Source organism: Leptolyngbya sp. BL0902 (assembly GCF_016403105.1).
Lineage (GTDB): Bacteria > Cyanobacteriota > Cyanobacteriia > Phormidesmidales > Phormidesmidaceae > Nodosilinea.
In genome coordinates this window covers 1,407,215-1,432,757 of sequence record NZ_CP046155.1, presented here as the reverse complement: position 1 = coordinate 1,432,757, position 25,543 = coordinate 1,407,215, and the positions used below count along the sequence as shown (strand labels likewise).

Genomic DNA, 25,543 nt, shown 5'->3' with positions numbered 1-25,543 from the left:
CTGGCAGAACTCACCATGGGGAAAGGGCCACTGAAGGGTAAAATGAGATGCCAAAACAATTATCTATCCGACCACTAGAGCCAGCGTTATGATTTCCAGCAATGATTTCCGCCCCGGTACAACCATTGAGCTTGATGGCTCTGTTTGGCGTGTTGTGGAATTTCTACACGTTAAGCCTGGTAAAGGGTCGGCCTTTGTGCGCACCAAGCTCAAAAACGTGCAGTCCGGCAACACCGTAGAGCGCACCTTCCGCGCCGGAGAAACCGTGCCCCAAGCGGTGATTGAAAAGAAAGAAATGCAGCACACCTACCGCGATGGTGATGACTTCGTCTTCATGGACATGGAAACCTATGAAGAAGGTCGCCTCACCGCCGCCCAAATTGGGGATCGGGTGAAGTACCTGAAGGAAGAGATGAGCGTCAACGTCATCACCTGGAATGGTCAGGTGCTGGAAGTGGAACTGCCCAATTCCATCGTGCTGGAAGTCACCCAAACCGACCCCGGTGTGAAGGGCGACACCGCCACCGGAGGCACCAAACCCGCCATTTTGGAGACCGGAGCCCAGGTGATGGTGCCGCTGTTTATTTCCATCGGAGAACGCATTAAAGTAGACACCCGCACCGACGCTTACCTCGGTCGGGAATAGGCCGTCCTCCCCTGGGCCCTGGTTCTGGCTAGGGCCGAGGTGAAGAACAGAGCGCGGGAATTGATAGAAGCCAGGTTGCCCCTAAAATCGGGAATCACCGGGATATACGCACGATGGTAGTGAGGGTTGCTCAGTGGAACTAAACGTTAACGAAGTCAGAGAATTGGTCGCCGCCCTGAGCCAGAGCGATGTGGCCGAATTAACCCTAAAAAGCTCCACCTTTGAGCTCACCCTCCGCAAGCAGGGGGTGGTGACGGCGGCGACTGTGCCTACCGTGGTGGTGTCCTCCGAAACGGTGGCTCCGGCCCCGGCTAAACCTGTGGACGTGGCGGCCCCCGTCGCAGAAGCAGCGGCTCCAGCCACCCCCCCAGTCGCTCCCCCCGGCAAGCACTCCGACCTGTTGACCATCAGTTCGCCCATGGTGGGCACCTTCTACCGATCTCCTGCGCCCGATGAGCCGCCCTTTGTGAATGTGGGCGACCGCGTGAGCACGGGCCAAACCGTCTGCATCATCGAAGCCATGAAGCTGATGAACGAGCTAGAAGCCGAGGTTTCCGGGGAAATTGTAGAGATCCTGGTCAACAACTCCGAGCCTGTGGAATTTGGCCAAGCCCTGATGCTGGTGCGCCCTAACTAAGGGAAACCTCAGTATTCCTAGCCCATCGAGTAAATTGCCCCATGGCTGTCGAGCAATTTGCCCCATGTCCGTAGATTATTCCCTGGAGTCTTCGCCCATGACGATTTCGACTACGGATAGTTTGACGGTCAACGCGCTGACGGTGGATCAGCGGATCATCGTGCCCCTAGACGTTCCCACGGCTGAGGCGGCGTTGAGGCTGATAGACAGCCTGCCCCAGGTGAGCTTTTGGAAGGTGGGTCTTGAGCTGTTCATCAGCGCAGGGCCAGGGATGCTTCAGGAGCTCAAGGCCAGGGACAAGCGAATTTTCCTAGATCTCAAGCTCCACGACATCCCCAACACCATGGCCGGAGCCTGTGCCGCTGCCACCCGCTACGGGGTCGATATCCTCACCCTCCACGCCTCGGCGGGACAAATGGGTCTAGCGGCTGCGCTGTCCGCCGCCCAGGCCGAATCCGCCGCGCAGAACCTCCCTTTACCGCTAATTGTGGCGGTGACGCTGCTCACCAGCATTTCCGCCGAAGCCCTCGCCACAGAACTGCGAGTGCCCCTGAAACCAGAAGCCTACGTTCTACAAATGGCCCAAATGACCCAGGATGTGGGCCTTGGTGGCGTGGTCTGTTCGCCCCAGGAAGTTAGCCAACTGAGGCGCTTCCTGCCCCCAGACTTTGCCCTTGTTTGCCCTGGTGTGCGCCCCACCTGGGCCAGCACCAACGACCAACAGCGCACCCTCACCCCCGCCCAAGCCCTCCAGGCCGGAGCCACCTATCTGGTCATCGGTCGGCCCATCACCGCCAGCCCCGACCCCGCCGCCGCCTTCCAGCGCATCTGCGATGAATGCGCCACTGCCCTCAACTAGGGGCTAACCTGTAGGGGCTAAGCCGAGAAGCTACCCCATGCCCCCAAACAACCGTAGGGTGGGCACCGCCCGCCACCATCAACATCATCCCCATCACCCATACCGACAGACTCAGAAATGGAGTCTGTCGCTCCTAGCCGTGATCGCCATGTCGATGTCCTGGCCCCAGGTTGCCCTAGGTCAGTCGCCTGAACCAACGCAATCCCTCGATTCAGTCTCACCCCATGACGCTAGTTTGGAATGGGGCGATCCGCTGCCAACCGATCCCGAAATTCCGGCCCCCGCAACCCCAACCCCGGAAGCTCCCAATGCTGAACGGGATCCCGATGCTTCCCCGGTCAATGAAGCGAGTGATCCGGTTTACCTGCGCCCCTCGGAAGCTTGCCCAGCGGAGTACGAAACCCTGGTGACAACCCTGCTGCGCGACTTGCCCCAGTATGCCAACTTGGTCGCGGCCCGCAGTTTCCGTCCGCCCGTCGTTCCCCCAACCACGGATGGCCAAGATTCAGCCACGCCCCCAACCCCTAGCCCGGTGGGAACCATGCTGATTGCCAGCCAGCCCGACTTTGAACCGATTGATCTTTCAGATCGGGCTTTTGGAGCCGGATTGGATTCAGAATCCGACATTCGCCAGGTGTTTTTTACGACCCTGGAGCGGCAGTACCTCAGCAATCGGGTGGTGTCGTTGCAGCAGTTTCACTGGTTATTTTTAGTGCAGGCCGAGGGGGGATGGCGTTCGGTGCTGCTGTATTCCAGCTTGGGGGGCGACCCCGCTAGACCCCTCGCCGAGCAGCGGTTGACACCACCCCAAGAAAGCAGTCAGGGCGTGGTGGGTCAGGCCGTGCGGCTGTGGCTGCGGGATTGTCGGGCGGGGGCGGTGTTTCCTCCCCCATCACCCAATTAGTGAAACTAGGGCGGGCTCTGGGGTGTGAACTGGGTTGTACAACGTATCCCGCTGCTGAGCCGGACGACCGAGGGACGCGATGGCCCCCCGCAGTGCGTCCACGGTCATGCAGGTGCCGCCCTGGGCTCCGGCCATGGAGGTGATGTGTTCTTCCATCAGGGTGCCGCCGAGATCGTTGCAGCCCCAGCGCAGGGCTTCGGTGGCCCCAGAGAGGCCCAATTTTACCCAACTGGGCTGGTGATTGAGAATCCAGTTGCCGAGATAAATCCGGGCTACAGCCGTGAGTTTGAGGGCATCGGCGAGAATGGGCTGATCCCGTCCGACACGGCGGCGTAGAGGTTTGGGCGCTTCTTGGCCCACAAAGGGCAGCAGGATAAATTCGGTGATGGCGGCCCCGGTGCCTCGATTTAGGACGGATTGCTGTAACTGGCGGAGCTGGTCTAGATGGTGGATTTGCTGGGCCGGAGTTTCGATGTGACCCGATAGCAGGGTGCTGGTGGTGGGCAGGCCGATTTGGTGAGCCAGTCCGACAATCTCTAGCCAGGTGGCGCTGTTGATTTTTTCGGGACACAGCACCCGCCGCACCTCGTCATCCAGCACCTCCGCCGCTGTTCCGGGCAACGATCCTACCCCGGCTTCTTGCAACGATTGCAGAACTTCGACGTAGCTGAGGCCATCCTCACGGGCGATGAACTGCACCTCCTGGGGCGAAAAGGCGTGGAGGTGAAGCTGAGGAAACTGGGATTTAATGGTGTCTATGAGTTTGCGGTAGTAGCCGAGGGAAGTGTTGTTAACCTTGGCGTAGGGGTTGAGGCCGCCCTGCATACAAATTTCCGTTGCGCCCTGAGCCACGGCATCGGCAGCTTTGGCGAGAATTGTGTCGAACTCCAGCCAGTAGGAGCCGGATTCACCCTGATCCCGCCGAAAGGCGCAGAAACTACAGTGCTGCTCGCAAATGTTGGTGTAGTTGATGTTGCGGTTGATGACGTAGGTGACGGTATCGCCCACCTGCCGCTGACGGAGGGCATCCGCGACGGAGCGTATCGCCTCAATATCCGCCGCCTGCTCCGCTTGCAGCAGGGCTAGCCCCTCCTCCGGGGTGAGGTCAGCCCCATCTAACGCCCGATCTAGAATGGCTTGAATTCCTGCGCCCATGGTGTGCCCTCGCTCTGCCTCTATGTCTCAACTATAAGCGCATGGGCAAACCCATTGAAGACATCCTGGTGCTGCATGGTGCCCCCAATCCCTTGCGCCACCCAAATCAAAATCAGAGTACCGCCAAGGCCGATTCGCTATTTCCTATTCCCTATTCCCGACTCCCCAATCCACCCCTGCTTCACCGTCAACACCTGGGAGGTGGTCGTCCACTGACTGTCAAAAACCCCTAGATGGGTCGTGGTAATGATGGTCTGAAATCGATCCTGAATTGCTTCTAGCAGTTGGTTTTGACGGTGTAGATCCAGTTCGGCCAGTACGTCGTCCAGCAGCAGCAGGGGCGGTTCGCCGATGACGGATTCAATCAAGTGCAGTTCTGCCAGCTTGAGGGCCAAGACAAGGGTGCGCTGCTGGCCTTGGGAACCGTACTGGCGGCTGGGGGTGTCGTTAATGATCAAGTCGATATCATCCCGGTGGGGGCCAACCAGGGAGGTGCGCTGGTGCTGTTCGGCTACGGCCCGCTGCTGAAGTTTGGCGAAAAACTGGGCCTGGATAGCTGGGGCGGCGGCGGCGGCGTCCTGAAGGGGGACATTGGGCTGGTAGTGCAAACGCAGGGTTTCCCGCTGACCGCTAATGGCCCGGTGCCACTCCTGGGCGATGGGGGCAAGGCGCTGGATCGCCCTCGCCCGCCGCCGCATGACGTGGGTACCCAGGGTGGCGAGTTGAGCATCCCAGAGGGCGAGTTCGGTGCGGTCGGGGGGAGCAGCCTCCTCGTCGCCATAGAGGCGCTTGATTAGGGCATTGCGCTGCTTCAGAGCTTGGTTGTACTGGCTGAGGATGTGGGCATAGATGGGCTCTAGCTGCACCAGCAGGGTATCTAACCAGGCCCGCCGTTCCCCAGGGCCACCCCGCACCAGGTTGAGGTCGAGGCTCGAAAACTGCACCGCATTCAGGGTGCCCAGGCTGTCGAGCTGTCGTCGCAGCTTTTCGCCGTTGAGGAGGGTCGTCCGTCGCCCCGCCGCCCGCAGCACTAGGGCCAATTCCGCTGGCCCTAGGTCTCGCTGCACCGAGGCGCTGATCTGGGCTAGGGGCTGATCTTGCTGCACCAGGTCGCGATCTCGGCTGGTGCGGTGGGACTTGAGCGTGGCCAACAGTTCCACCGCCTCCAGCAGGTTAGATTTGCCCTGGGCATTCTCCCCCACCAAAATGGTTTTGGGAGCCGTGAAGTGAACCCACTGCTCACGGTAGTTGCGGAAGTGCTTGAGGGCGAGGTGCGTCAGGTACAACGGGGAAAACGGGGGGGAATAGGGGCATCGGGGGAGGTCTTGGCCAAAACCGTCACCAGTTCGTCTAAAAATTGGGCCTGGGCCTTGATGATGCGGCGTTGGGCTTCTTCTAGGGTGAACCAAGCGGCTTCGTCCACCTCTGGGAACTCCTGCATATGCCCAGAGTTGGGGGGCCATTCCAGGGTAAAGGTGTTGCTGTGGAGAGTATCGGGGTCAAAGTCGCCCTCAAAGGCCCAGGCAAACACTAGCTTTCCCCCCGATTGTCTCACGGCCCGCAACGCCTTGAACTGCCCTTCGGGGCGCTGTCCGGTTTCCTCCTGAAATTCCCGCTGGGCAGCCGTAAAGGCATCTTCGCCCGGATCAATTTCTCCTTTAGGAATTGACCATGCCTGCCAGTGACGATTGACCCAATATGGCCCACCGGAGTGCACCAACAACACCTCAATTCCTTGGTCAGAGCGGCGGTACATCAGCAGCCCTGCACTCTTTTTGGCCATTATCCGGCACGGACTTAGCAACCTCTGCATTTTATCGGCTTATTGGCCCTCGGAGGCAGGGGATTGGAATGGGGAAGGGAGAGCAGGGCGGGGGGAAATTGATAGGATATTGTCGCAGAGCTGTTTTATGCAGGCTGTTGGGACGTGTTTTCAGAGAGTGGGGGGCTTGGTTTGGTGAGGTGCGGTTTGGCCCCAGGGCGACTGGTGGGGATAGTCTGGCTGCTGGCGGCTTTGGGCTGGATGGACGTGGCTGGAGCAACGGACGTAGACATCCACAATGCCGAAGCCTCGGTGGTGCAGGGGGTAGAGACAGCACCTGGGGCCACAGATCCCTCCGTCTTGGAAGTGATGGATGCGGCGACTCAGACAGTGGACACACCAGAATCGGTGGAGTCAGTAGACACACCAGAATCAGCAGAGTCGGCGGAGTCAGTGGGCGCGTCAGAATCGGTGGACACACCAGAGTCAGTGGACGCATCGGTGGACACACCAGAATCAGTGGAGTCAGATCGCATCCCTCCGTTGGGAGATTCGCCGGAATTAGAGTCGGGGGGTGAAATGTCCCAGGCGACGGTAGCTCCTCGGACGTTTCAGCAGTGGTGTGAAGCCCAAGCTGAGCTATCGGACGACCAGCGCCACACGGTCGCGGTGCTGATGACTGAACTGGGGGTAGAAGACTGCCTGCTAGCAGAACGGCGAGCCTCGGTGGTGCGGCTACTGAATTTGTCCTACCAAGGGTTAACGGATATCGCCCCCCTAGCCAGTTGGCCCCAGGTGACAAATCTGATGTTGCACAACAATGCCATCCAAGATGTGAGCCCCTTGGCCCAAATGCCCCAGATTACCCGGCTCTCCCTCAGCAATAACCAAGTGACTGACCTAACGCCCCTTTCTGCCTTAGATCGACTGCGGATGTTGGGTCTGGCCAATAATCCCCTTAGAAGCCTTCAGGGGCTAGAATCCTTGACGGCGCTGGAGGAACTTCACCTCAGCCAAACCCAAGCAGAATCCCTCGTTCCCCTCGCCCCCTTAGCTCACCTGAGAGTGCTGTATCTCAACCAAAACCGTGTGGTGGATCTCACGCCCCTGGGTGGGCTGACGGCCCTAGAAGTTCTGGATCTCAGCTCCAACCAGATTGAAGACCTAAGCCCCTTGATTGCCTTAGAAAATCTTCGTTCCCTCAATCTCAACCGCAACCTTATCGAAGACACCTCAGTGCTGCGATCCCTCCCCAATCTGAGCCAAATTTACCTCCACAACAACCCCGTGAACCGCCTGGGATGCCCCCCCAATCCCAATATCCTCTGCTTGATCTAGGGCGAGGCATGGCTAGGGCAGATCACGATGCTGCCCCCCGAAAAGGTAGGGCGGTTTATGTTCTTTGGCCAACGCCTCAAAATTGGGTGGCCAACTCTTCAAAATTGGGCTGGCTCCAGGTAGCGTCCCCAAGGCGTTGGCTTTTCGCTATTCTGAAAGCCACCGGGCTCTATCTACCCAAGTCTTCACTCCCGTTCCGATAGCCTCCGTTTCGCCGCTGCTTGGAGTTTGATGCCATGCCCTCTGCGCCCCAGGTCACTCCCTCGTCTCCCCAGCCCCAAACCCAGGTTAAGGGCTGGGTGCAGCGACAGATTAAAAAGGGCTGGCTGAGGGTTGCTTTGGCGGGGCTGTGGCTAGGGTTTATGGCGGTTCACGGGGCCGCAGACTCCCCCCTGGCTCAACTGTTGGATAGGCCGCTGCAAACCCTGTTTTTTGACATTCGTGGCCCCCGTCCGGCCCCAGCGGACATTGTGATTTTGGCGATGGACGACGAATCCTTTGCCCAGGCGGAATACTACCGCACCAACCCCGACCAGTATGCGGCCCTTGCGCCCATAGCCAATATCCCCTGGGAGCGGCGGGCCTACGCCCAGGCCATTGACAAACTGCTGACGGCGGGGGCCAAGGCGGTGGCGGTGGATGTGCTGTTTCTGGCGGAAAGTGGCTACGGCCCCGAGGACGATGATGCCCTAGTCGAGGTACTGACCCGCTGGGGGGATCGGGTGGTGCTGGCCGCTAGCTTTGACGACACCGACCTGCGCCAGGGCACCCTAGATCAACTGCGATTGCCCCTGCCTCGGCTGTTGGAAACCCCTGTGCGGGTGGGCAGCATTAACTCTCCCATAGAGGTGGATAGCCGCATCCATCGCCATGGGCGGGCCTATTTGGAGAGCCGACAGGCACACCTAGACGCCACCGCCGATGCAGGCCAGATCGACAACCTCTACCGCGATTTTGAGACCCTGACGGAGGCCACCCTCCGAGCCGCCCAGGTGGATTTTCCCCCTCGCCGGGGTGACTTTGTGGCATTCTATGGGCCAGCCTACAGTTTTCAACACCTGCCCTTTTGGTACGTGCTGGATCCCGACCCCTGGATGAACCACCTGGGCAACGGCGAATTTTTCCAGGACAAAATTGTGCTGATTGGAGCCACCGCTCGATTTCTCCAAGACTTTCACCGAGCCCCCTTCTCCCAAACCCTGTTTCACCCAGAGGCGATGGCCGGGGTTGAAATTCTGGCCCATGACCTCGCAAATCTGCGCCAAGGGGTGGCCCTGCGTCAGCTTCCCTACCCCTGGCTGCGGGCGGCGCTGATCCTATCGGCGGGGGCGGGGTTTGGGGGGCTGCTGTGGCGGTTTAATCGTCCAGTGGCAAGGCTGGGCTGGACGGTAGCGGTGGGAAGCACCTGGTTTTGGCTAAGCTATGGTGTCTTTGCGCTGGGGGGCTATTGGCTACCCATGGGGGTGCCGATCCTGGGCTTTTTAGTGATGGGCGGAACCTACATTGTGACGGACATCGTCACCGAACAACTGCGGAAACAACGCCTGCGCCAAACCCTCGAACAGTACGTCACCTCGCCCATTGTGCAGGAAATCATCAGCCAGCAGGACGACCTCCAAGACCTGCTGCGACGGCGGCAGGAGGAGGTGATTGGCCTGATGCTGGGCAACCGTTACCGCGTCACCCGGTTATTAGGTTCGGGGGGGTTTGGCGAAACCTACGTGGCCCAAGATACCCAACGACCGGGCGCACCCATCTGCGTCGTCAAGCAACTGCGGATAATCAGCGATGACCCGAAGGCCCATCGGTTAGGGCAGCGCTTTTTTGCCAGCGAAGCCGAAACCCTAGAGCGTCTGGGCCACCACGACCAAATTCCTCGCCTGCTGGCCTACTTCGAGTTCCAAAATGCCTTCTACTTGGTGGAGGAAATGATTGAAGGCCATCTGCTCCAAGCGGAACTGGCCTCCCGTCGGCCCCAGCCTCAGATCTACGTGCTGCACCTACTGAAGGATTTACTGCCCGTGATCGGCTTTGTCCACAGTCAGGGAGTAATTCACCGGGATATCAAACCCGCCAATATCATTCGCCGTCACCAAGATCGGCGACTGGTACTGATTGACTTTGGTGCCGTGAAGGCGCTGTCTCACTCCCTCACCACCGAAGACAGTGATCCTCCCACCGCCACCGTGGGCGTCGGCACCCAGGGCTATATGCCCAGCGAACAATCCGCTGGGATGCCCACCTTTGCCAGCGACCTCTATGCCCTCGGCATCACCGCCCTAGAGGCCCTGACCGGGATTCCGGCCTACGCCTTCAAACGCGATGCCAAGGGAGAAATTATCTGGCGCTATGCCGCCCCAGACCTCCATCCTGCCCTAGCTCACCTGCTGTCTCGCCTGGTGCAGTACAACTTTATCGACCGCTACCAGTCGGCCTGGGAGGCGCTGCGAGACTTGGAAATCGTGGAGCAACACCTGAATTTCAGCGGCCCTGACGCCCTAGGGCAAGCCCCCCCTCCCTATCCCCTCGCCCTGCTCGAACCCGACGGGGAGGATGAGCCAGAATTTGCCGACGAAGCCACCCGCCTACTCTCAGGCACCTGGGAGCATCCCCAGCCCCACCGCCCAGAACCATAGGGGAGCGGGCAGGCCCTACCGCTGGGGCAACAACCACAGCAGGACAGGGCACATCACCAGGGTCATCATGGTCATGACAGCAATAATTTCTAAGCCGTTGATAAATGCCGTTGTCATGGGTCTATCCTCCAGACTGGGACAAAAAGCCTGACGTTTTCTGAGGACTTTCAAGCTCCTCTGACTAGCGTTCCCAAAAACTGTGTCTATATATACAGTTTAGGCGAAGACCCACGTTTCAGGCCGAACCCTCTTTGGAGCGGATTTTTGGAATTGACTTGTTTATCTGCAATTAGATCGCTAAAGTTGGGTTGACAATGGGGATGCGCTGCCATGGCACAAACGGTTTACTCCACCACCCCGGCCACGGCCACCGAGGGGGCAGTTGATGTCGAGCTTCGGGGGGTGATCAAGCGTTTTGACGACGAGCCAGCGGTGCAAGGGCTGGATCTGCGAATTTACCAAGGCGAATTTTTTAGCATTCTCGGCCCCTCCGGCTGCGGCAAAACCACCACGCTGCGGCTCATTGCCGGATTTGAGACCCCCACCGAGGGATTGGTGATGATTCAGGGCGTGGACATGGGCCGCATTCCCGCCCACCGCCGCCCGGTGAACACGGTGTTCCAAAGCTATGCCCTGTTCGACCACATGACCGTGCGAGACAACATTGCCTTTGGCCTCAAAATTAAGCGCCTGCCCTCTAGCCAGGTGCGGGAGCGGGTGCTAGATGCCCTGCGGCTGGTGCGGATGGAGAGCCTTGCCGACCGGATGCCCAATCAGCTCTCCGGCGGGCAAAAGCAGCGGGTGGCCCTGGCGCGGGCCTTGGTCAATCGTCCAGCGGTGATGCTGCTGGATGAACCCCTCGGAGCCTTGGATCTGAAGCTGCGTAAGCAAATGCAGGTGGAGTTGTCTACCCTGCATCGCCAGTTGGGCATCACCTTTATCATGGTGACGCACGACCAAGAGGAAGCCCTCTCCCTCTCCGACCGCATTGCCGTGATGAACGCCGGACGGATTGACCAAATTGGCACCCCCAGCGACATTTACGACCGCCCCACCACCCCCTTTGTGGCCGATTTCATTGGCGATACCAACCTGCTCAAGGGCCACCTAGCGGGGGGCGATAGCACCGTGATGCGGGTGATAACACCGTCGGGGCTGAAGGTGCTGGTGCAGCGGCCCCCTGAGATATCGCCGGAGCCTCACCCCGTGGTGGTTAGCGTGCGGCCTGAAAAGATTCGCCTCAGCGCCGATTTTCCCACCGCCGACAATTGCTACCACGGCCAGATTAGCCATGTCATGTACCTGGGCACCCACGTCCACTGTGGTGTGCGGCTGTCCTCTGGGGAAACCCTGACGGTCTTGCTGGCCAACCGAGGCCAAACCCTCCCCGACCTCGATACCCCGATCTACGCCTACTGGGCCGCCGAGGATGCCCGACTGCTCTCCGCTGAATCCACCCTGCCCGATGTGCTGGAGGATCGCGCCAGTGGATCGTCCCTAGACCGTTAACCAACGGTTAACATCAGGGTGGAATCCTCCCAACTCAGAAGCTTCACCGCCACCTCTCTGCTACCCCGAAGGAGACATCTGTGCCCCCAACGCCACCACCCGCCCGTCGCCCTAGAGTGCACTGGAGCCGTCGTCGATTTCTACAGCGATCAGCGGCAGTGGTGGCCGGGATATCCATGGCCAACTGTCGGCAAAACCTGACGCGCCCCCCGGCGACGGGAGGGAGCGATCCCAATACCCTCCACATCTATACCTGGGCTAACTATGTGGACGACGGGCTCATGGCCGCCTTCACCGAACGCACCGGAATTCGGGTGGTGGTGGATATTTTTGACTCCAACGAAGTCATGCTGACTAGAATGCAGGCCGGGGGTGGTGCCGCCTATAGCCTGCTCTACCCCTCCGACTATATGGTGTCGGAAATGGTGGGGGCGGGATTGCTATCGGCCATCGATCATTCTCGGCTGGTGGGCCTCGAAAACCTCAAAAGGCAGTGGCAAAACCCCGCCTACGACCCCGGTAACGCCCACAGCATTCCCTTCAACTGGGGCACCACCGGGCTGCTCTACAACCGCGACTTCACCCCCGGATCCCCCACCGACTGGGTCTTTCTGTGGGATAACCAAGATGCCCTCTCCCGCCGCATCACCCTGCTCGACGATATGCGCGAAACCCTGGGGGTGGCGTTGAAGGTGTTGGGCTATTCCTACAACACCACCGATCCAGCCCAGATTGAGGCGGCCTATGGCAAACTGCGCGAGCTTCAGCCCCACATTGCCGCCTTCAAAACCACGGGCTTTGAGAACGAAATTTTGGCGGGGGATCTGTCCATCGCCATGGCCTACTCCAGCGATGCCATTGCCCTCACCCTAGAAGACGAGCGGCTGGACTATGTCATCCCCGCTAGCGGCACCTCCCTGTGGACAGACACCCTCGTCATTCCCACCTCTGCGCCCAACGTGGACGCCGCCTACCAGTGGATCAACTTTTTGCTAGAGCCAGAGGTGGCCAAGGCCGCTGTGGAGCGACTGCTGTTTGCCACCGCCAACCAAGCCGCCTTTGACCTGCTGCCCGACGAAATTCGCAATAACGATCACCTCTATCCCCCCGATGAGGTGCTAGACCGCAGCGAAGGCATCCAATCCATCGACACCGCCAGCAACGATCTCTTCGACCGCTTTTGGACAGAGATTACCAGCGCCTAGGTCGTAAGCCTGATCCTAGAGGGCGGGTGATGTCCGCGCTATCGCTCATCCCTAACGCTCAGAAGTGGGCGGTGCCCACCCTACCGCTGATCGACACGCTCAAGGAAGCTAGAACGCCATGGCCGAATCCCCCCTGCCGTCACCGATCTCCCCGGACTGGGGATCGCGCCTTGCCCAAGCTCTCTCGCCTCGGCGTTGGCTGGGGCCAGTGGCCATGCTGGGGCCAGCGGGGCTGTGGTTGCTGCTGCTGTTGGTGATTCCTACCCTTCTGATCCTCGAAATTAGCCTGGTGCCCGGTCTGCGGCTGGGCCAACCCGCCGGGGGCTATGGCCTGGGCAACTATCTCCAAATTTTGGAGCCCGTTTACCTGCGGGTGATGGGCCGATCCCTCGCCTTTGCCCTGGGGACAACTCTGCTGTGCCTGGGGCTAGGCTTTCCGGTGGCCTACTGGCTGGCGCTGATGTCGCCCAAACCCTGGCGTAATCTGCTGGTGGTGGCCTTTGTCTTGCCCCTGTGGACGTCTTCCCTGCTGCGGGCCTACGCCTGGATTACTATCCTCCGCCCCAGCGGCGTACTGAATACCCTCTTCGGTGTCTTTGGTTTGCCCAGCCAAAACTGGCTGAATACGCCCACCGCCGTGCTGATTGGCCTTACCTACAGCCTTCTGCCCTACATGGTGCTCATCCTCTACGCCGCCCTCGAAAAGCTAGATACCCGCCTGCTGGAAGCTGCTGCCGACCTCGGAGCCAATCCCCCGCAGCGATTTTGGAAAATCACCGTCCCCCAAACCCTCCCCGGCATTGCGGCGGGGTGCCTGCTGGTGTTCATCGCCGCCCTGGGGGATTTTGTCGTTCCCACCCTGCTCGGTGGCGCGTCTTCCATGAACATCAGCCGCCTGATCTACAACCAATTCCTCGGCCCCACCCGTGCCTGGGGATTTGGCTCTGCCCTCAGCATGGTGCTGATCCTCGCCGTCAGCCTCGCCATCGCCCTGCTGCTGAAATACGGCGACCGCAGCACTGTCACCGAAACCTCCCAATAATCCCTAACCTTGATGAACGCCCCCCGTTTGATTGGGTGAGGAGACCTCACCCCTGCACAGATCCCGATTCCCGATTCCTGATTCCCGACTCCCAACTCCCGATTCCCGACTCCTGATTCCCGACTCCCCCATGGCCTCCCCCTTCTCCAAACCTACCTGGCAAAGCCTCTTCACTGCCGTGATGTACGGCTTCATGTATTTCCCGATCATCGTGCTGGCGGTGTACAGCTTCAACGGTTCTCGCTACAGCACCAACTGGGAAGGGTTTAGTTTGCAGTGGTATCGGGCGCTGTTTCAGGATCGGCGGATTTTTGCGGCGCTGATGGATAGCCTGACCATTGCGGGGGTGGCGGTGGCGGTATCGGCGGTGCTGGGCACCCTAATGGCGATTGGGCTGGCCAAGTATCGCTTTTGGGGCAAGGGGCTTTATCGCGGCGTGTCCTACCTGCCGCTGATTATTCCCGACATTGCCATTGCGGTGGCCACCCTGGTGTTTCTCACCTCCGTGGCCATTCCCCTCAGCCTGGGGACTGTGATTGCGGCCCACATGGTCTTTTGCTTGGCCTACATTGCGGTGGTGGTCTCCAGTCGGCTGCAAAACTTGGATCCTAACCTAGAGGAAGCTGCCCTAGACCTAGGGGCGACACCGTTCCAAGCCATGATGCAGGTGTTGATTCCTCAGTTAGCACCGGGCATTTTTGCGGGCTGTTTGCTGGCCTTTGTGCTGAGCATGGATGATTTGCTGATCTCCAGCTTTACGGCAGGGGGCGGCGTCAACCCCTTGCCCCTAGAGATTTTCAGCCGGGTTCGCACCGGGGTAAAGCCCGACATCAACGCCCTCAGTGTGGTGCTGATTACCGGGTCGGCCCTGCTGTCGGGGCTGGCAGAATACATCCGCTACCGCAGCAACCGCCGCCAACGGCAGCAGGCCTAGGCCGGGGCGCGGTCAGACACAAATGTTTTACCGCGATGGTGTTGTTTTCGGAAGCCACCAGTGCAGAATGGTTATCTGTAGAAATTAGCCAAGATTTTATGACCTCTGAATCCGCCCTCTCTGGCGCAACTGCCTCTCCCCTCGCGGCCCTAGCCCTCAAGGCCGCCGGGGGAGTGGCCATTCTCTCGGCCCTCCTCGACTACTTGATCTTGCTATTCCCCCCCAATGTCACCAATGTTCAGTGGCAGTTGGCGACCATCACGCAACTGGTGGATCGCGGCATTGTGCCTCTCATTGGCATGGCCCTTTTGCTGGCAGGGCTGTGGGTAGATGGCCGAGTAGGGCGAGTCGCCCTAGCCAAGGGGTTGTTTACCGACCTGCGCTTTTGGGTGTCGGCCCTGGCTAGCCTGCTGGGCCTAGTCTATCTGTTGCTGTCGCTGCTGCATCTCAGTGCCGTGTATCTCTCTAGCCAAACCACCCTAGAGCAGGTTAACGCCGAGGCGGGCCAAGCCGCCGCCCAACTGGATCAACAGATTGCAGCCCAACTGAGCCAGCAGCGGCCCCAACTCGAAGCGCTGCTAGACAACGAAGAACTGCTGAATCAAGCCATCCAGAGCGGCCAGTTGCCCCCAGACTTCCAGCAATATCAAAATAACCCAGAGGGGTTAGACCAGTTTTTGCAGCAGCAGGTGGACCAAAACCGCCAGCGCATTGAAGCAGAAATTGGCACCCGACGGGCGGAGGCCGAGCGCCGCGTTAAAATTGAAGCCTGGAAATCTGCCCTGCGTACCTCCATCACCAGTCTGCTGCTGGCAGCGGGCTACACCCTCATCGGCTGGACGGGGCTGCGTCGGATTCTTCGCGCCTAGCTCGCTTCTCCAGTAATGGCCCCCGCCTGAAGCTGGCTGAGGTTGTTGGGATCGACGGCGTAGGCGGCTCCAAAACCCATGACAAAACGGCCTGCCTGGGGGCTGAGCCGAAAGAGCTGAAAATCCTCAAGCTGGCGCAGCATGGCAATAATGGGGCCAAAGCGAGCTTCCATTTGGGCAATCTGGATCTCCCAGCCTTCGCTATGGCGAGGAATGGGGATCACCTGGCAATCGTAGGTCAGACGCTGGCGGGCAAAAACTTGCTGAGTCTGGCTTTCGTCTTCAATAATAAGAACACTAGCCCGCCCAGTACTTAAAAGATGCTGGGTATGGGCGGATAGTCCGCTGGTCAGTAGGTAGATCTGATAGGTGTCGTCTATGGTAAAGGGTGCGTAGCTAGCGTGGGGGTTGCCGTCGGCGCTGACAGTGCTTAGCATCAAGCTTTTGACACGCTGGGGGAGAGTTTGGTAAGCCGTGAGGGCGGCATCGAACGAGGGCATGGTTGGCTACGGAACTATACGTTAGGTTTCTGCATTATGTCGCGATTATCCCGTCAGGTGATCCCTGCTGAGACCTACCTGGCTAGGTTATCCCCCACCGATTGGGGGCGGCTATCTCGACGCGAAGTGCTGCTGAAGGGCGGGCAGGGCCAGTATGAAGTGATGGCCACCACCGTCGCCGATGTGGCGACCGCCTGGGCCGTGTTGACCGACTACGGCAACTTTGCCCGCTTTTTGCCCACGGTGGCCAAAAGCCGAGTGATTGAATCCGACGGCCCCCGCACCGTAGTGGAGCAGGTAGACCGACGGCGGATTTTGCTATCCACTATTGAGTCTGTGGTTCGCACCGAAAACTTAGAAATCGATCAGCAGCAAATTAGCTTCCGCCTGCTCCAGGGTAACTTGCAGCATATGTACGGCCACTGGCGTTTAGATACCGCCGCTCCCCCCATCAGCCCCAAGCCCATGGTGATCGTATCTCAGATGGTTCATGCCGAGGCCGACGTGGGGCCATTCAAGGCCATGTTCTATACGCTCTTTGAGACCAGCTTAGTGGAGATGGTGCAGGCCATTCGTCAGGAAATGGAACGCCGCCGCGCCTAGGGCTACCCTTTGCCCTAGGCGCGGCAATGACCTATTCCCCTCCCAGGCGGGAGAAGAATAGGGGCGATTGCCTCTCATCCTAAATCCCGATTGTTTACCCCCGATTGAGAAACCAATCCCGCTCAGGCTGAGCTTGTCGTTGGCATAGCCCCCTCAACGAGGCAAGTCTCAATTTGTATGGGGGTTTTCGATGGGGCTTTAGGATAACAAATGTGCGCGGTTTGCCTAGGCCGATAGGCTAGGGCGTACGCAGCACCGCTGGGCAGTCAATGGCCCGCACCGAGACAGCGGCGGTGAAATCCCGGAGAGCGTTGGTGTTAGGAGCAAAGCTGGTACCCGTCTCGTTGAGGGGAGTGGCAATGCCGCAGTACCCCCCCATTTCGCGGATGACCCGCTCGGCCCAGTGGCCGCTAATGTCGGAGAAGACAGGCGGGTTGGGAATATTGGGCCGCAGAGCCCCCGTGGCCAAGTCAATTTCGGGCAGCGGTGGGCCGTCTTCCACCAGACCCGCTTCCACATCCGCCCGAATCAGCGCCAATCGGTGGGACATCGCCATCAGTTCTGCGCGGGAGACGTTATCCGTGGGCCGGAACCGTCCGGTGCCCGCATCGCCAGCTACAATACCCAACTGGCGGGCCTGGGCGATCTTCACCGCACTCCAGCGGTTGGCCTGCACATCGGAGAAGGGGGCGCTAAAGACCGCTGTAGGCAGAGTAGCCACTAGGCTGCTGGGCAAAATCCGCTCGGCGGTTTCCATGATCACCGATACCGCCTGCTCGCGGGTGAGGGGGCTGGTGGGCTGGAAGCGACCATCGGGGAAGCCGGACATGGTGCCAATCTCTGCCGCCCGGGCAATCTCGTTCACGTAGCGGTTGCCCCGAATATCGTTAAAGGGCAGGGCGACGGGGGGAGTAATCGGGGGCGGGGTGGTACCACCACCCGTTTCGCTGCCCTGTTGCAGTTGGGCGAGGGTGAGGTCGTTGGTGAAGTAAACCAGGTGAGAACTGACGACTTGGCCTTCAAAGGTGCGCTTGGTTAGCGACCAGCCTGGATCTAAGTGAATTTGGGTGAATCCGGTGGAGCTGATGCCCCCGGTGCGGCCAATGGTGATGCGTTCGCGGGAGGTAGTGCTGGGGGCAAATTGCAGCAGCAGATTCCCGTTGCGGTTATTCACCTCAAACCGGGCTCCGTTGACATCCTGCCCTGCGGCCCGCACCGCATAGCCGTTGCTGTCGCGCTGGATGCGGCACACCCCAGTGAAATCGAAGGTATTCCACAGATCGTTAATTTCCGTGGGCCGCGCATTGGCGTTGGGAATTTGCCAGCAGGCTCGGTTATTGGAGATTTGCTCCACAATCAGTAAGCGGTAGGGTTGGGAGACACTACCCGGAGCAGCCACCACCAGGAAGTTGGCCTCATCAACAGGAACATTGCCAAAGGTTTGGGCCAGTAGCGTGCTGGCTGGACGGCCCACGGGCTGCATGGTGGGTTGGGCGGTGGCGAAGGCTGGCCCGACACTGCCTAAGAGACCTAAGGTCGCTGCCGTCCAAGCAGCGGCGCGGATGGTTGTCAATCGGTTCATAGCTCACCCTCTAGTATGTGATGTGGTTAAGTGTGGTGTGGTCAAACGTCGTGGCGTTAGGGAGGACGAAGGCGTTCATATCATGGTCTTTGGTATGGAAGGTTGTGAGGACAGAATGTTGTGAAAACGATGCCGAAAAACGGCACCACAGGGATCAGCCCCAGCTTTGATGCGGATACGATCACTCCTGGCCTGGTTGCTGTTCTAATCCACCGATGAATCCAACAATGGATTACAACTGAAGCGGCATCTTGGTTCCCACAGACGGCAAGGATGGCTGTTTTGAGCCCACAGATCGAAATGACCTCTGGCATGCTTCACCGTTACCTTACCGAGAGAGCCGACAACAACCCGCTTGCGTCCAGGGCTAACGGAATCGACTGATCTGGAAGACCAGAAAAACCGTGTTTATTGTAGGGTCTTGGCTCCCTTCTAACCGGAATATTGCAAGGTTTTCTAAGGATTCGTTGCATTCGGAGATTTTTGGCCCCAAGCACCGGAGTCAGATGGGTTTCACCTCAACGGTCAAAACGTTCGGTTCTACCCATAGTCAAAGGGTAGGAAAAAGCCGTACTCTCGCAGTAGCCCTGGATTGGCCCTGGCTCCCTTGCGAGGTAAGTAATCATCTTGGCACGCCCTCCCCTTTCCCTCAGCCAACTGCTTCACTCCGCCACCGATTGGCGCGAGGGAAATCATGGATGGCGAAGCAACAGGGTGCGGATGGATGGATCAGACCCCCTAGAAGCTCAGGCCCAAGCTCGCCTGCGCGCTGAGCAAGAGTGGCTGGCTGGCATTGCAGCCCTGGCCCAACTGTTGTCTACCCATCCGGCCCGTCGGGCTTGGGCCACCGATCCCTTGACCGAGGGCTTGGCCTTGGGGGTGGTGTTTTCCGGGCCATTTCCGGTTCTACCTGACAACATTGGAGGGCAGTTACTTCACCACTGGCTGCTGGTGCCCGAACCCCTGGAGCGCATTTTGGCCGTGGCTCGGCCCCAACTTCCTGGCCACCCGCGCAGTCGAGGGGAGGGCGCAGCCTACAATCTTCCCATGGTGCCGTTGCCCCCGGAGGATCCCCTCACCCAGGAGCGCTTTTGTCTGCTGCTCACCGCTGACTTCAGCCTAGTGCTGGTGCTGGGGGAGGGGGACGCTGGCCAACCTCGGTTTCAGTTCTCCTTTGATCCAGATCTGGCGGAGCAAACCTGGCAGCAGTTGCGGCTGCGTATGGCCTCGGTGCGTCCGGCCCTGTTGCCCACCCTTGATGCCCTGGTGGCCCAATTTCCGCCCGTGGCCCCCACCTATCACCTTATAACCCAGTACAGCCACCTGCTGTTAGATCGGCTGCGCCACCAGACTCAGGTATCCAGCGCCGTGCCCTTGGCAGCCCTGGAGGTGGCAACGACCAGGGAAGGGTACGCTAGTTCCCTGCCTGTCACGCGTTTGGGGCCAGCCCCAGGAACCACCACTGAGCCTGCCCCCCCACCGTCTGCCGCCGAGCCAGCCCCCGAAATCAGCAGCGATACGGAACTGCTGAAGGCCATGGCCCACGAAATCCGCACCCCCCTCACCACCATCCGCACCCTGACCCGATCTCTGCTCAAGCGCAAGGATGTATCTGAGGAAGTCGCGAAGCGCCTGCGATCCATCGACCGAGAATGTACCCAGCAGATCGACCGCTTTAACCTGATTTTTCGGGCGGTGGAGCTGGAAACTGAAGCCCATCAGCAGCCCAAATCCCCCCTCTCTGCCTTTCCCCTCGACCAACTCTTCCAAGAGGCGATTCCCCTGTGGCAACAGCAGGCCAGCCGTCGCAACCACACCCTTACCGTTACGCTACCGCCCCAGTTGCCCCTGGTAAACAGCGATCCCACCATGCTAAACCAGGTGCTCAGCGGCCTCATCGACCGCTTTACCCACAGCCTGCCCCCCTACAGCCACATTGAACTGGCCGTCACCCTGGCCGGACACCAGCTCAAACTCCAATTTCAATCCCAGCCCCCCAGCGACGACCCCAACAGCCCTAACCGCAGCGCCCCCGGCCCCAATGCCGACACGCTCTTTTCCTCGCCCTTCAAAGCGCTGGGGCAACTGCTCATTTTTCAGCCCGAAACCGGAGGGCTCAGCCTCAACCTCCATGCCACCAAAAACCTTTTCCAGTCCCTCGGTGGCAAGCTCATTGTCCGTCAGCGTCCCCAGGCGGGTGAGGTGCTGACGGTCTTTCTCCCCCTAGAAACTCGCACGCTGTAGTGGGCTGCACCGCTTGGATTATGATCACTAGCGGCCTAGGGTGGGGCATTCCCCGTTAGGAGTTCCTCCGAGGGGATCCTCCAAGGGGTATGCCAAAGGAGGTATGCCGAGTGGCCATTTCCTATGGGGACTGCTAGAGTGAATAAAAATTGCAGTTTATAAAGAAAACGTTAAGAAATCTGACTGCATCGACTTCGTGACCATTTTCCGTTTGCGCTACTCTGGGGCCAATCCAAGATGACTCACTCCACCATTTTCTGCGATTTTGACGGCCCCATCGCCGATGTATCCGAGCGATACTACCTAACCTATCGCCAGGGGCTAGATCACCTCCAGGCCATAACCATCGCCACGGGAGACGAGTTGCCCATTCGCCACCTCTCCAAGGCGCAGTTTTGGACGTTTAAGCAAAACCGAGTTCCTGATCGCCAAATTGCCCATTGGTCTGGCCTAGAAGGCTCCCAAATTGACACCTTTCTTGACTTAGTGAGTGGCCTAGTGAACCACCCCAGCTTGCTGAGGCATGATCAGCTTCAGGCCAATGCCTACGCGGGTTTGTCCATGCTCCAACAGTGTGGGGTGCGGGTGGTGTTAGTCACTCTCCGGCCCCCGGATCAGGTCATGCAGTTCTTAGCGCACCATGGCCTAGAGAATACCATTAGCGACCTATACGGCATGTCGGCAACCCAGGCCGCCTACCAAAATCAAGTTCACCACAAACTGGAGCGCCTCCAAACGGCCATCGCGGCCCAACAGCGTCAGGGGTATGCCCTCACCGCCACCTTAATGATTGGTGACACTGAGGCCGATATCCTGGCAGGCCAAGCCCTAGGCATGGATACCGTAGCTGTGACCTGTGGCATCCGCAGCCAAAGCTATCTCCAAAGCCTGCGCCCAACTCACCTCGTACCCGACCTGTGGACGGCGGCTCAGTGCCTTCAGCAGCAAGCTACCCTAGGCCGACGTTAGGTTTGCCGACGTTAGGTTTGGGGTACTCACAGGCCCAGGTATCCGCAGAACCTAGGCATTGGCAGAGGCTAGGAATCCGAAGAATAGCCACTGGCATACTTATCCCACCAGCGGTTGAGGGGGTAGTACAGGGCCGGAGCCCACAGGCTGCTGAGAATCGCTGAACTGAGGGCGACACGCTGATGATATAGCCAAATTTTGGGCAGCGGTGGGTAGAGAGACGCGCTAGAGAGCAGTTGATTGAAGCTAATTTGCAGCGCCAGCACGGTCTCGGCAATGACCGCCATGGCAAACACAATCAGCGCAATGGAGACAATGTCTTCCTGGAGGTAGCGCTGTTTTTGCAGGCGAGCGGTGAGCACACCCACCACGATCAGACTCAGGGTATGGGTGGGCTGAGGGGCGGTCATGGCATCTTGTAGCAGGCCCAACACCAGCCCAGCAATGGCCCCCTGCCATACGGTGCGCTTCACGCTCCAGGCCACCACCCAAATCAGCAACCAGTGGGGAGCCACCCCCAGCAGCTCAATGCCTGGAATGCGACCGGGCAACAACAACAGGCAAAACAGCACTGACCCCAACGTTACCCAGGTGTTGAGGAACCAGGGCTGGCGATAGAAGGGTAATTTCCGCCGTCCAACGATGGGCGTCATGGTGTGCCCCCAGATTCGTCGTCGAGGTTGGGAATGGTTGGTTCGTCCACCGCTTCCAGTGGGTTAAAGGGCTGGATCACGGCCCACTCTAAAATAGAAAGCGGGGAAGACAGTTGAATGGTGGCCTCTGGGGCGGGGCTTTTGGTCAGGTCGATGGATTCCACCCGACCAATGGGCACATCCCGAGGGAACAAACGGCTGTAGGAGGAAGTGACAATCACATCCCCAGCCTTCACGTCGGGGTTTTTCTCAAAAAACTCCATGATCACGCGGTTGTTCGATTGGCCCCGCACCACCCCCATCACCCGGCTGCGGCTCACCTTGGCCCCCACTCGACTGGTCGGATCGCTAATCAGCAGTACCCTTGAGGTACTGGGAGAGACGGACACCACCCGCCCCACAATGCCCCCCGGCCCGGTCACAATGTGTCCCGGCTCTACCCCCTGACGGCTACCTCGGTTAAGGACGAGGTGCTGCCACCAATGGTCGGCGGCGCGGCCAATCACCGCAGCCCGAACGCCAGGTTGCGTGAGGGTATCCTCGTAGGCGTCAATCTGCTGGAGAACTCGGTTTTGGTTCTCCAACTCGACGATACGCTGTTGCAGTTCGAGAATATAGCTGTTCTCGAACGCCTGTTCCTGATTTAGGCCCGGTTGCAAAGGTCGAGTCAGCCAGTGATAGGCTTCGTAGAGGGCAGCGCCATCGGTGGCCCGCATGGCCCAGGCCGAAGAAATAGCCAGGGCAACGATTCCCGTTTTGAGGGCGTGGCGATTCCACCAGCGGCGTAGGGCAAACATAGGGTTCTGGGTGAGGAGGACGGGGAGGAGGCTTACAGGCTAGAACGCCCGCTGAAGACCCGTCCCATCTGGCTGAAGTTTTCCAGCACTCGCCCCGTCCCCAACACCACGCAGCTCAGGGGATCTGCCGCCACATGGACGACAATGCCCGTTTCGTGGCTGATCAGGGTGTCGAGCCCCTTCAGCAGGGCACCGCCCCCGGCCAGCATAATGCCGCGATCAATAATGTCTGCCGCCAGTTCGGGCGGGGTGCGCTCTAGGGTGCGCTTCACGGCTTCGATGATCACCGACAGGGGCTCGGCCATGCTTTCGCGGATTTCAGCGCTCTTCACCGTCACCGTGCGGGGCAGGCCAGAGAGCAGGTGCAGACCCCGCACATCCATGGCGATTTCATTGTCGTTGGGGTTGGGGTAGGCAGAACCAATGGTGATTTTGATTTCTTCGGCGGTGCGTTCCCCGACGACTAGGTTGTGCACCTTTTTCATGTAGTTAGAGATGGACTCGCTCAGTTCGTCGCCAGCTACCCGCACCGATTCACTCAGCACCGTGCCCTGCAAACTGAGGACGGCCACTTCCGTGGTGCCGCCGCCAATGTCCACAATCATGTTTCCGGTGGGTTCGGCCACGGGCAAGCCTGCCCCAATCGCCGCTGCCACGGGTTCGTCAATTAAATAGACGGTACGAGCCCCCGCCTGCTGAGCCGCATCCATCACCGCCCGCCGTTCCACACCCGTCACACCGCTAGGAATACCGATCACAATGCGGGGAGAGACCAGCGTCCGCCCTTCATGCACCTGGCGGATGAAGTGCTTGAGCATGATCTCAGCGGTGTCAAAATCGGCAATCACCCCATCGCGCAGGGGACGCAGGGCGATTACATTACCGGGAGTCCGTCCCAGCATCCGCTTGGCTTCTTCACCCACGGCCAGTGGCTTCTTTTCGGCTTGGTCAATGGCCACCACAGAGGGCTCTTGGAGGACAACCCCTTTGCCAGAGACATAAACCAGAGTATTGGCCGTACCGAGGTCAATACCCATATCGCGAGAAAATCTGTCGAAGATAGCCACAGGCAATCTGTCCCCAAGCTAGATAAAACAACGAACCAACTCAGATCCGTTGTGGATTCTATTACGTTTCGTATCAACCCGTCTAGTCAAGCAATTGTTATTACTCGAAGAAAAAGCAGGCTGTTGACCTTCAACCCTAGGCCCAGTGCCCACATTACCCTTGTAGACCATCTGCCAGAAAAAATCAGGCCACTCACCCTGGGGCACCCTGGCTAGGCCGTTCGGCCCGTTGAGTCAGCCAAGACCTGACAGCACCGAAACTTTAGCCTACAATGCGGGTTGCCGCTGTTGGTAATGATGCAATGAGCGTAAACGTCGTGACGCTGGTGGGCCGGGTTGGAGGCGATCCAGACGTGAAGTATTTTGAGTCGGGCAGTGTGAAATGTAATTTGACGTTGGCGGTACAAAGACGCTCTAGCCGGGACGATAAGCCTGACTGGTTTAACCTGGAAATATGGGGCAAAACGGCTGAAATCGCCGCCAACTATGTCCGTAAAGGCAGCTTAATTGGGGTCACTGGATCCCTCAAGCTTGAGTATTGGCAAGACCGCAACACAGGGGCTAACCGTTCCAAGCCTGTGATCAAGGTAGATCGAATGGACTTGCTGGGCTCTAAGCGCGACAACGAAGCCCCCATGGGCGGCGGCTACAGCAACGACGAATTTTAGGAAGGCTGTCCCCTCCAACTCCAAAAACCCCGTAGGGGCGAGGTCTCCTCGCCCTTCTAGCTATTGGCCCTCGCTAACCTAGCCCAGCACTTGAGCGTAGGTCAGCGCGAGGCCGATGCCGCCAATGGCCCAACCCGCCTTACGCAGGCTGGGGGAAGGCTGAGTCTCCGTAGCCAGGGCCAGCCCCCGCCGACCCAACCAAAAGGCACCCAGGGAAATGCCTAGCTGGATGGCGGTGAAGCCTAGCAGGTAGGCCATCAAGGGGGCGGGGGTGGCTCCAAGGATGGACTCTCCGTAGGCATAGCCGTGGAAGATTCCGGCAACGCTGGTGAGCGCAGCCAAGGCTAGGGTCGGGAACTGGCTACCGAGGGCAATCAGCAGGCCAACGGCGAGAACGGAGGCCGAAATCCACAATTCGGCCCCAGGTAGGGACACTTCCGCAAGGTGGATTCCAGTGCCGACCAGAGCAGCCATAACAAAGGAAATGGGCAGGATAACGCCCTTGGCACGGGTAGCGCCAAGGAGTCCCACGGCGACCACGAAGGCGAGGTGGTCTAGGCCAATGACGGGGTGCCCCAGGCCGGAGAGGAAGCCCTCAATGAAGGTACTGGGCGTTTGGTTGCCCGTGGGGTGGTGGGCCAGGGCCGGAGCCGTCAGCAGCAGGGCCAGTAGGCCACTCCCGCCGAGGGCGACCATGCCTTTAAGGTTGATATTCGTGTTTTGGATCTTGATCATGAGTAATCTGTACCTCGCAGATGTCATTACGGTGCGCCCATCGGCGGGTATTCTGACTTAGCGTGTTTTGGACGGGTTCGGACAAGATTGAGCTTCCATCATGGCCCAGGTTCATCCAGCATCCCCAAAAGACTTCACAGTTGCGGGACAGCGCCGGACTTTCACCGAACTTTCCCCGTTGCCCCCAGCGGCTGTTCCCCGCTAGAACCGATGCACTGTTGTGCAGCAT

General features: G+C 59.3%; 24 protein-coding genes and 1 riboswitch. Of the genes, 15 read left to right on the top strand and 9 right to left on the bottom strand.

Features of this window, described 5'->3' with window-relative positions; translation table 11 throughout:
* Window positions 1-88: 88 nt before the first annotated feature.
* From efp to GFS31_RS06480, 4 genes are all read left to right on the top strand, one after another.
* Window positions 89-646 (top strand): elongation factor P, encoded by a 558-nt coding sequence (efp, locus tag GFS31_RS06495; protein ID WP_198807406.1) that lies wholly within the window; start codon window positions 89-91, stop codon window positions 644-646.
* A 133-nt stretch (window positions 647-779) separates the two neighbouring features.
* Entirely contained in the window at window positions 780-1,283 is a 504-nt protein-coding gene (accB, locus tag GFS31_RS06490) for an acetyl-CoA carboxylase biotin carboxyl carrier protein (RefSeq protein WP_198807405.1), read from the top strand.
* 97 nt (window positions 1,284-1,380) lie between these two features.
* Window positions 1,381-2,142, top strand: a complete 762-nt coding sequence (gene pyrF, locus GFS31_RS06485; RefSeq protein ID WP_225907590.1) for an orotidine-5'-phosphate decarboxylase — start codon at window positions 1,381-1,383, stop codon at window positions 2,140-2,142.
* 148 nt (window positions 2,143-2,290) lie between these two features.
* Window positions 2,291-3,046: a hypothetical protein gene (locus tag GFS31_RS06480; protein WP_198807403.1), complete on the top strand. Its 756-nt coding sequence runs from the start codon at window positions 2,291-2,293 to the stop codon at window positions 3,044-3,046.
* On the opposite strand, the gene cofH is transcribed toward GFS31_RS06480, so the two are convergent.
* The 3 genes from cofH to GFS31_RS06465 form a co-directional block, all read right to left on the bottom strand.
* Complete coding sequence (gene cofH, locus GFS31_RS06475; RefSeq protein WP_198807402.1) at window positions 3,035-4,201, bottom strand: 7,8-didemethyl-8-hydroxy-5-deazariboflavin synthase subunit CofH; 1,167 nt, start codon at window positions 4,199-4,201, stop codon at window positions 3,035-3,037. The two genes, GFS31_RS06480 and cofH, sit on opposite strands and share 12 nt — an antisense overlap.
* A gap of 137 nt (window positions 4,202-4,338) precedes the next feature.
* Window positions 4,339-5,487, bottom strand: a complete 1,149-nt coding sequence (recF, locus tag GFS31_RS06470) for a DNA replication/repair protein RecF (RefSeq protein ID WP_198807401.1) — start codon at window positions 5,485-5,487, stop codon at window positions 4,339-4,341.
* On the bottom strand, window positions 5,478-5,984 hold the full coding sequence (locus tag GFS31_RS06465) for an NUDIX domain-containing protein (RefSeq protein WP_198807400.1): 507 nt from the start codon (window positions 5,982-5,984) through the stop codon (window positions 5,478-5,480). Before GFS31_RS06465 ends, recF begins: the two co-directional genes overlap by 10 nt.
* 186 nt (window positions 5,985-6,170) lie before the next feature.
* Between GFS31_RS06465 and GFS31_RS06460 the strand changes: the two genes are divergently transcribed.
* From GFS31_RS06460 to GFS31_RS06430, 7 genes are all read left to right on the top strand, one after another.
* Entirely contained in the window at window positions 6,171-7,301 is a 1,131-nt protein-coding gene (locus tag GFS31_RS06460; protein ID WP_198807399.1) for a leucine-rich repeat domain-containing protein, read from the top strand.
* 236 nt (window positions 7,302-7,537) lie between these two features.
* Window positions 7,538-9,937: a serine/threonine-protein kinase gene (locus tag GFS31_RS06455; protein ID WP_198807398.1), complete on the top strand. Its 2,400-nt coding sequence runs from the start codon at window positions 7,538-7,540 to the stop codon at window positions 9,935-9,937.
* A 330-nt stretch (window positions 9,938-10,267) separates the two neighbouring features.
* Window positions 10,268-11,446 (top strand): ABC transporter ATP-binding protein, encoded by a 1,179-nt coding sequence (locus GFS31_RS06450; protein WP_198807397.1) that lies wholly within the window; start codon window positions 10,268-10,270, stop codon window positions 11,444-11,446.
* Window positions 11,447-11,526: 80 nt separating this feature from the next.
* Window positions 11,527-12,651, top strand: coding sequence for a spermidine/putrescine ABC transporter substrate-binding protein (locus tag GFS31_RS06445; RefSeq protein WP_225907589.1), 1,125 nt, complete (start codon window positions 11,527-11,529; stop codon window positions 12,649-12,651).
* A 118-nt stretch (window positions 12,652-12,769) separates the two neighbouring features.
* A complete protein-coding gene (locus GFS31_RS06440) occupies window positions 12,770-13,693 on the top strand; it encodes an ABC transporter permease (protein ID WP_198807396.1) in 924 nt (307 codons plus the stop codon).
* 130 nt (window positions 13,694-13,823) lie between these two features.
* The gene (locus GFS31_RS06435; RefSeq protein ID WP_225907588.1) at window positions 13,824-14,627 is read left to right on the top strand and encodes an ABC transporter permease; all 804 of its coding nucleotides are present in this window, start codon (window positions 13,824-13,826) and stop codon (window positions 14,625-14,627) included.
* A 35-nt stretch (window positions 14,628-14,662) separates the two neighbouring features.
* Entirely contained in the window at window positions 14,663-15,496 is an 834-nt protein-coding gene (locus GFS31_RS06430) for an HpsJ family protein (protein ID WP_225907587.1), read from the top strand.
* On the opposite strand, the gene GFS31_RS06425 is transcribed toward GFS31_RS06430, so the two are convergent.
* Window positions 15,493-15,996, bottom strand: a complete 504-nt coding sequence (locus GFS31_RS06425) for a HugZ family protein (RefSeq protein ID WP_198807395.1) — start codon at window positions 15,994-15,996, stop codon at window positions 15,493-15,495. The two genes, GFS31_RS06430 and GFS31_RS06425, sit on opposite strands and share 4 nt — an antisense overlap.
* A gap of 36 nt (window positions 15,997-16,032) precedes the next feature.
* On the opposite strand from GFS31_RS06425, the gene GFS31_RS06420 reads away from it, so the two are divergent.
* A complete protein-coding gene (locus GFS31_RS06420) occupies window positions 16,033-16,599 on the top strand; it encodes an SRPBCC family protein (RefSeq protein WP_198807394.1) in 567 nt (188 codons plus the stop codon).
* Window positions 16,600-16,837: 238 nt separating this feature from the next.
* Here the strand turns inward: GFS31_RS06420 and GFS31_RS06415 are convergent, their stop codons facing one another.
* The gene (locus GFS31_RS06415; protein ID WP_198807393.1) at window positions 16,838-18,181 is read right to left on the bottom strand and encodes a DUF3747 domain-containing protein; all 1,344 of its coding nucleotides are present in this window, start codon (window positions 18,179-18,181) and stop codon (window positions 16,838-16,840) included.
* 627 nt (window positions 18,182-18,808) lie between these two features.
* Between GFS31_RS06415 and GFS31_RS06410 the strand changes: the two genes are divergently transcribed.
* Window positions 18,809-20,425, top strand: a complete 1,617-nt coding sequence (locus GFS31_RS06410) for a HAMP domain-containing histidine kinase (RefSeq protein WP_198807392.1) — start codon at window positions 18,809-18,811, stop codon at window positions 20,423-20,425.
* Window positions 20,426-20,662: 237 nt separating this feature from the next.
* A complete protein-coding gene (locus tag GFS31_RS06405; RefSeq protein ID WP_198807391.1) occupies window positions 20,663-21,394 on the top strand; it encodes an HAD family hydrolase in 732 nt (243 codons plus the stop codon).
* Window positions 21,395-21,462: 68 nt separating this feature from the next.
* On the opposite strand, the gene mreD is transcribed toward GFS31_RS06405, so the two are convergent.
* The 3 genes from mreD to GFS31_RS06390 are packed head-to-tail and all read right to left on the bottom strand — an operon-like array spanning window position 21,463 to window position 23,911.
* Complete coding sequence (mreD, locus tag GFS31_RS06400; RefSeq protein ID WP_198807390.1) at window positions 21,463-22,047, bottom strand: rod shape-determining protein MreD; 585 nt, start codon at window positions 22,045-22,047, stop codon at window positions 21,463-21,465.
* Window positions 22,044-22,844, bottom strand: a complete 801-nt coding sequence (gene mreC, locus GFS31_RS06395) for a rod shape-determining protein MreC (RefSeq protein WP_198807389.1) — start codon at window positions 22,842-22,844, stop codon at window positions 22,044-22,046. The genes mreD and mreC overlap by 4 nt, the downstream gene beginning before the upstream one ends.
* Before the next feature lie 32 nt (window positions 22,845-22,876).
* Window positions 22,877-23,911, bottom strand: coding sequence for a rod shape-determining protein (locus GFS31_RS06390; protein ID WP_315865630.1), 1,035 nt, complete (start codon window positions 23,909-23,911; stop codon window positions 22,877-22,879).
* 302 nt (window positions 23,912-24,213) lie between these two features.
* On the opposite strand from GFS31_RS06390, the gene GFS31_RS06385 reads away from it, so the two are divergent.
* Window positions 24,214-24,579, top strand: a complete 366-nt coding sequence (locus GFS31_RS06385; RefSeq protein ID WP_198807388.1) for a single-stranded DNA-binding protein — start codon at window positions 24,214-24,216, stop codon at window positions 24,577-24,579.
* Between the two features lie 78 nt (window positions 24,580-24,657).
* On the opposite strand, the gene GFS31_RS06380 is transcribed toward GFS31_RS06385, so the two are convergent.
* The gene (locus GFS31_RS06380; RefSeq protein WP_198807387.1) at window positions 24,658-25,314 is read right to left on the bottom strand and encodes a HupE/UreJ family protein; all 657 of its coding nucleotides are present in this window, start codon (window positions 25,312-25,314) and stop codon (window positions 24,658-24,660) included.
* 24 nt (window positions 25,315-25,338) lie between these two features.
* A riboswitch (cobalamin riboswitch) is annotated at window positions 25,339-25,541 on the bottom strand.
* Window positions 25,542-25,543: the final 2 nt, after the last annotated feature.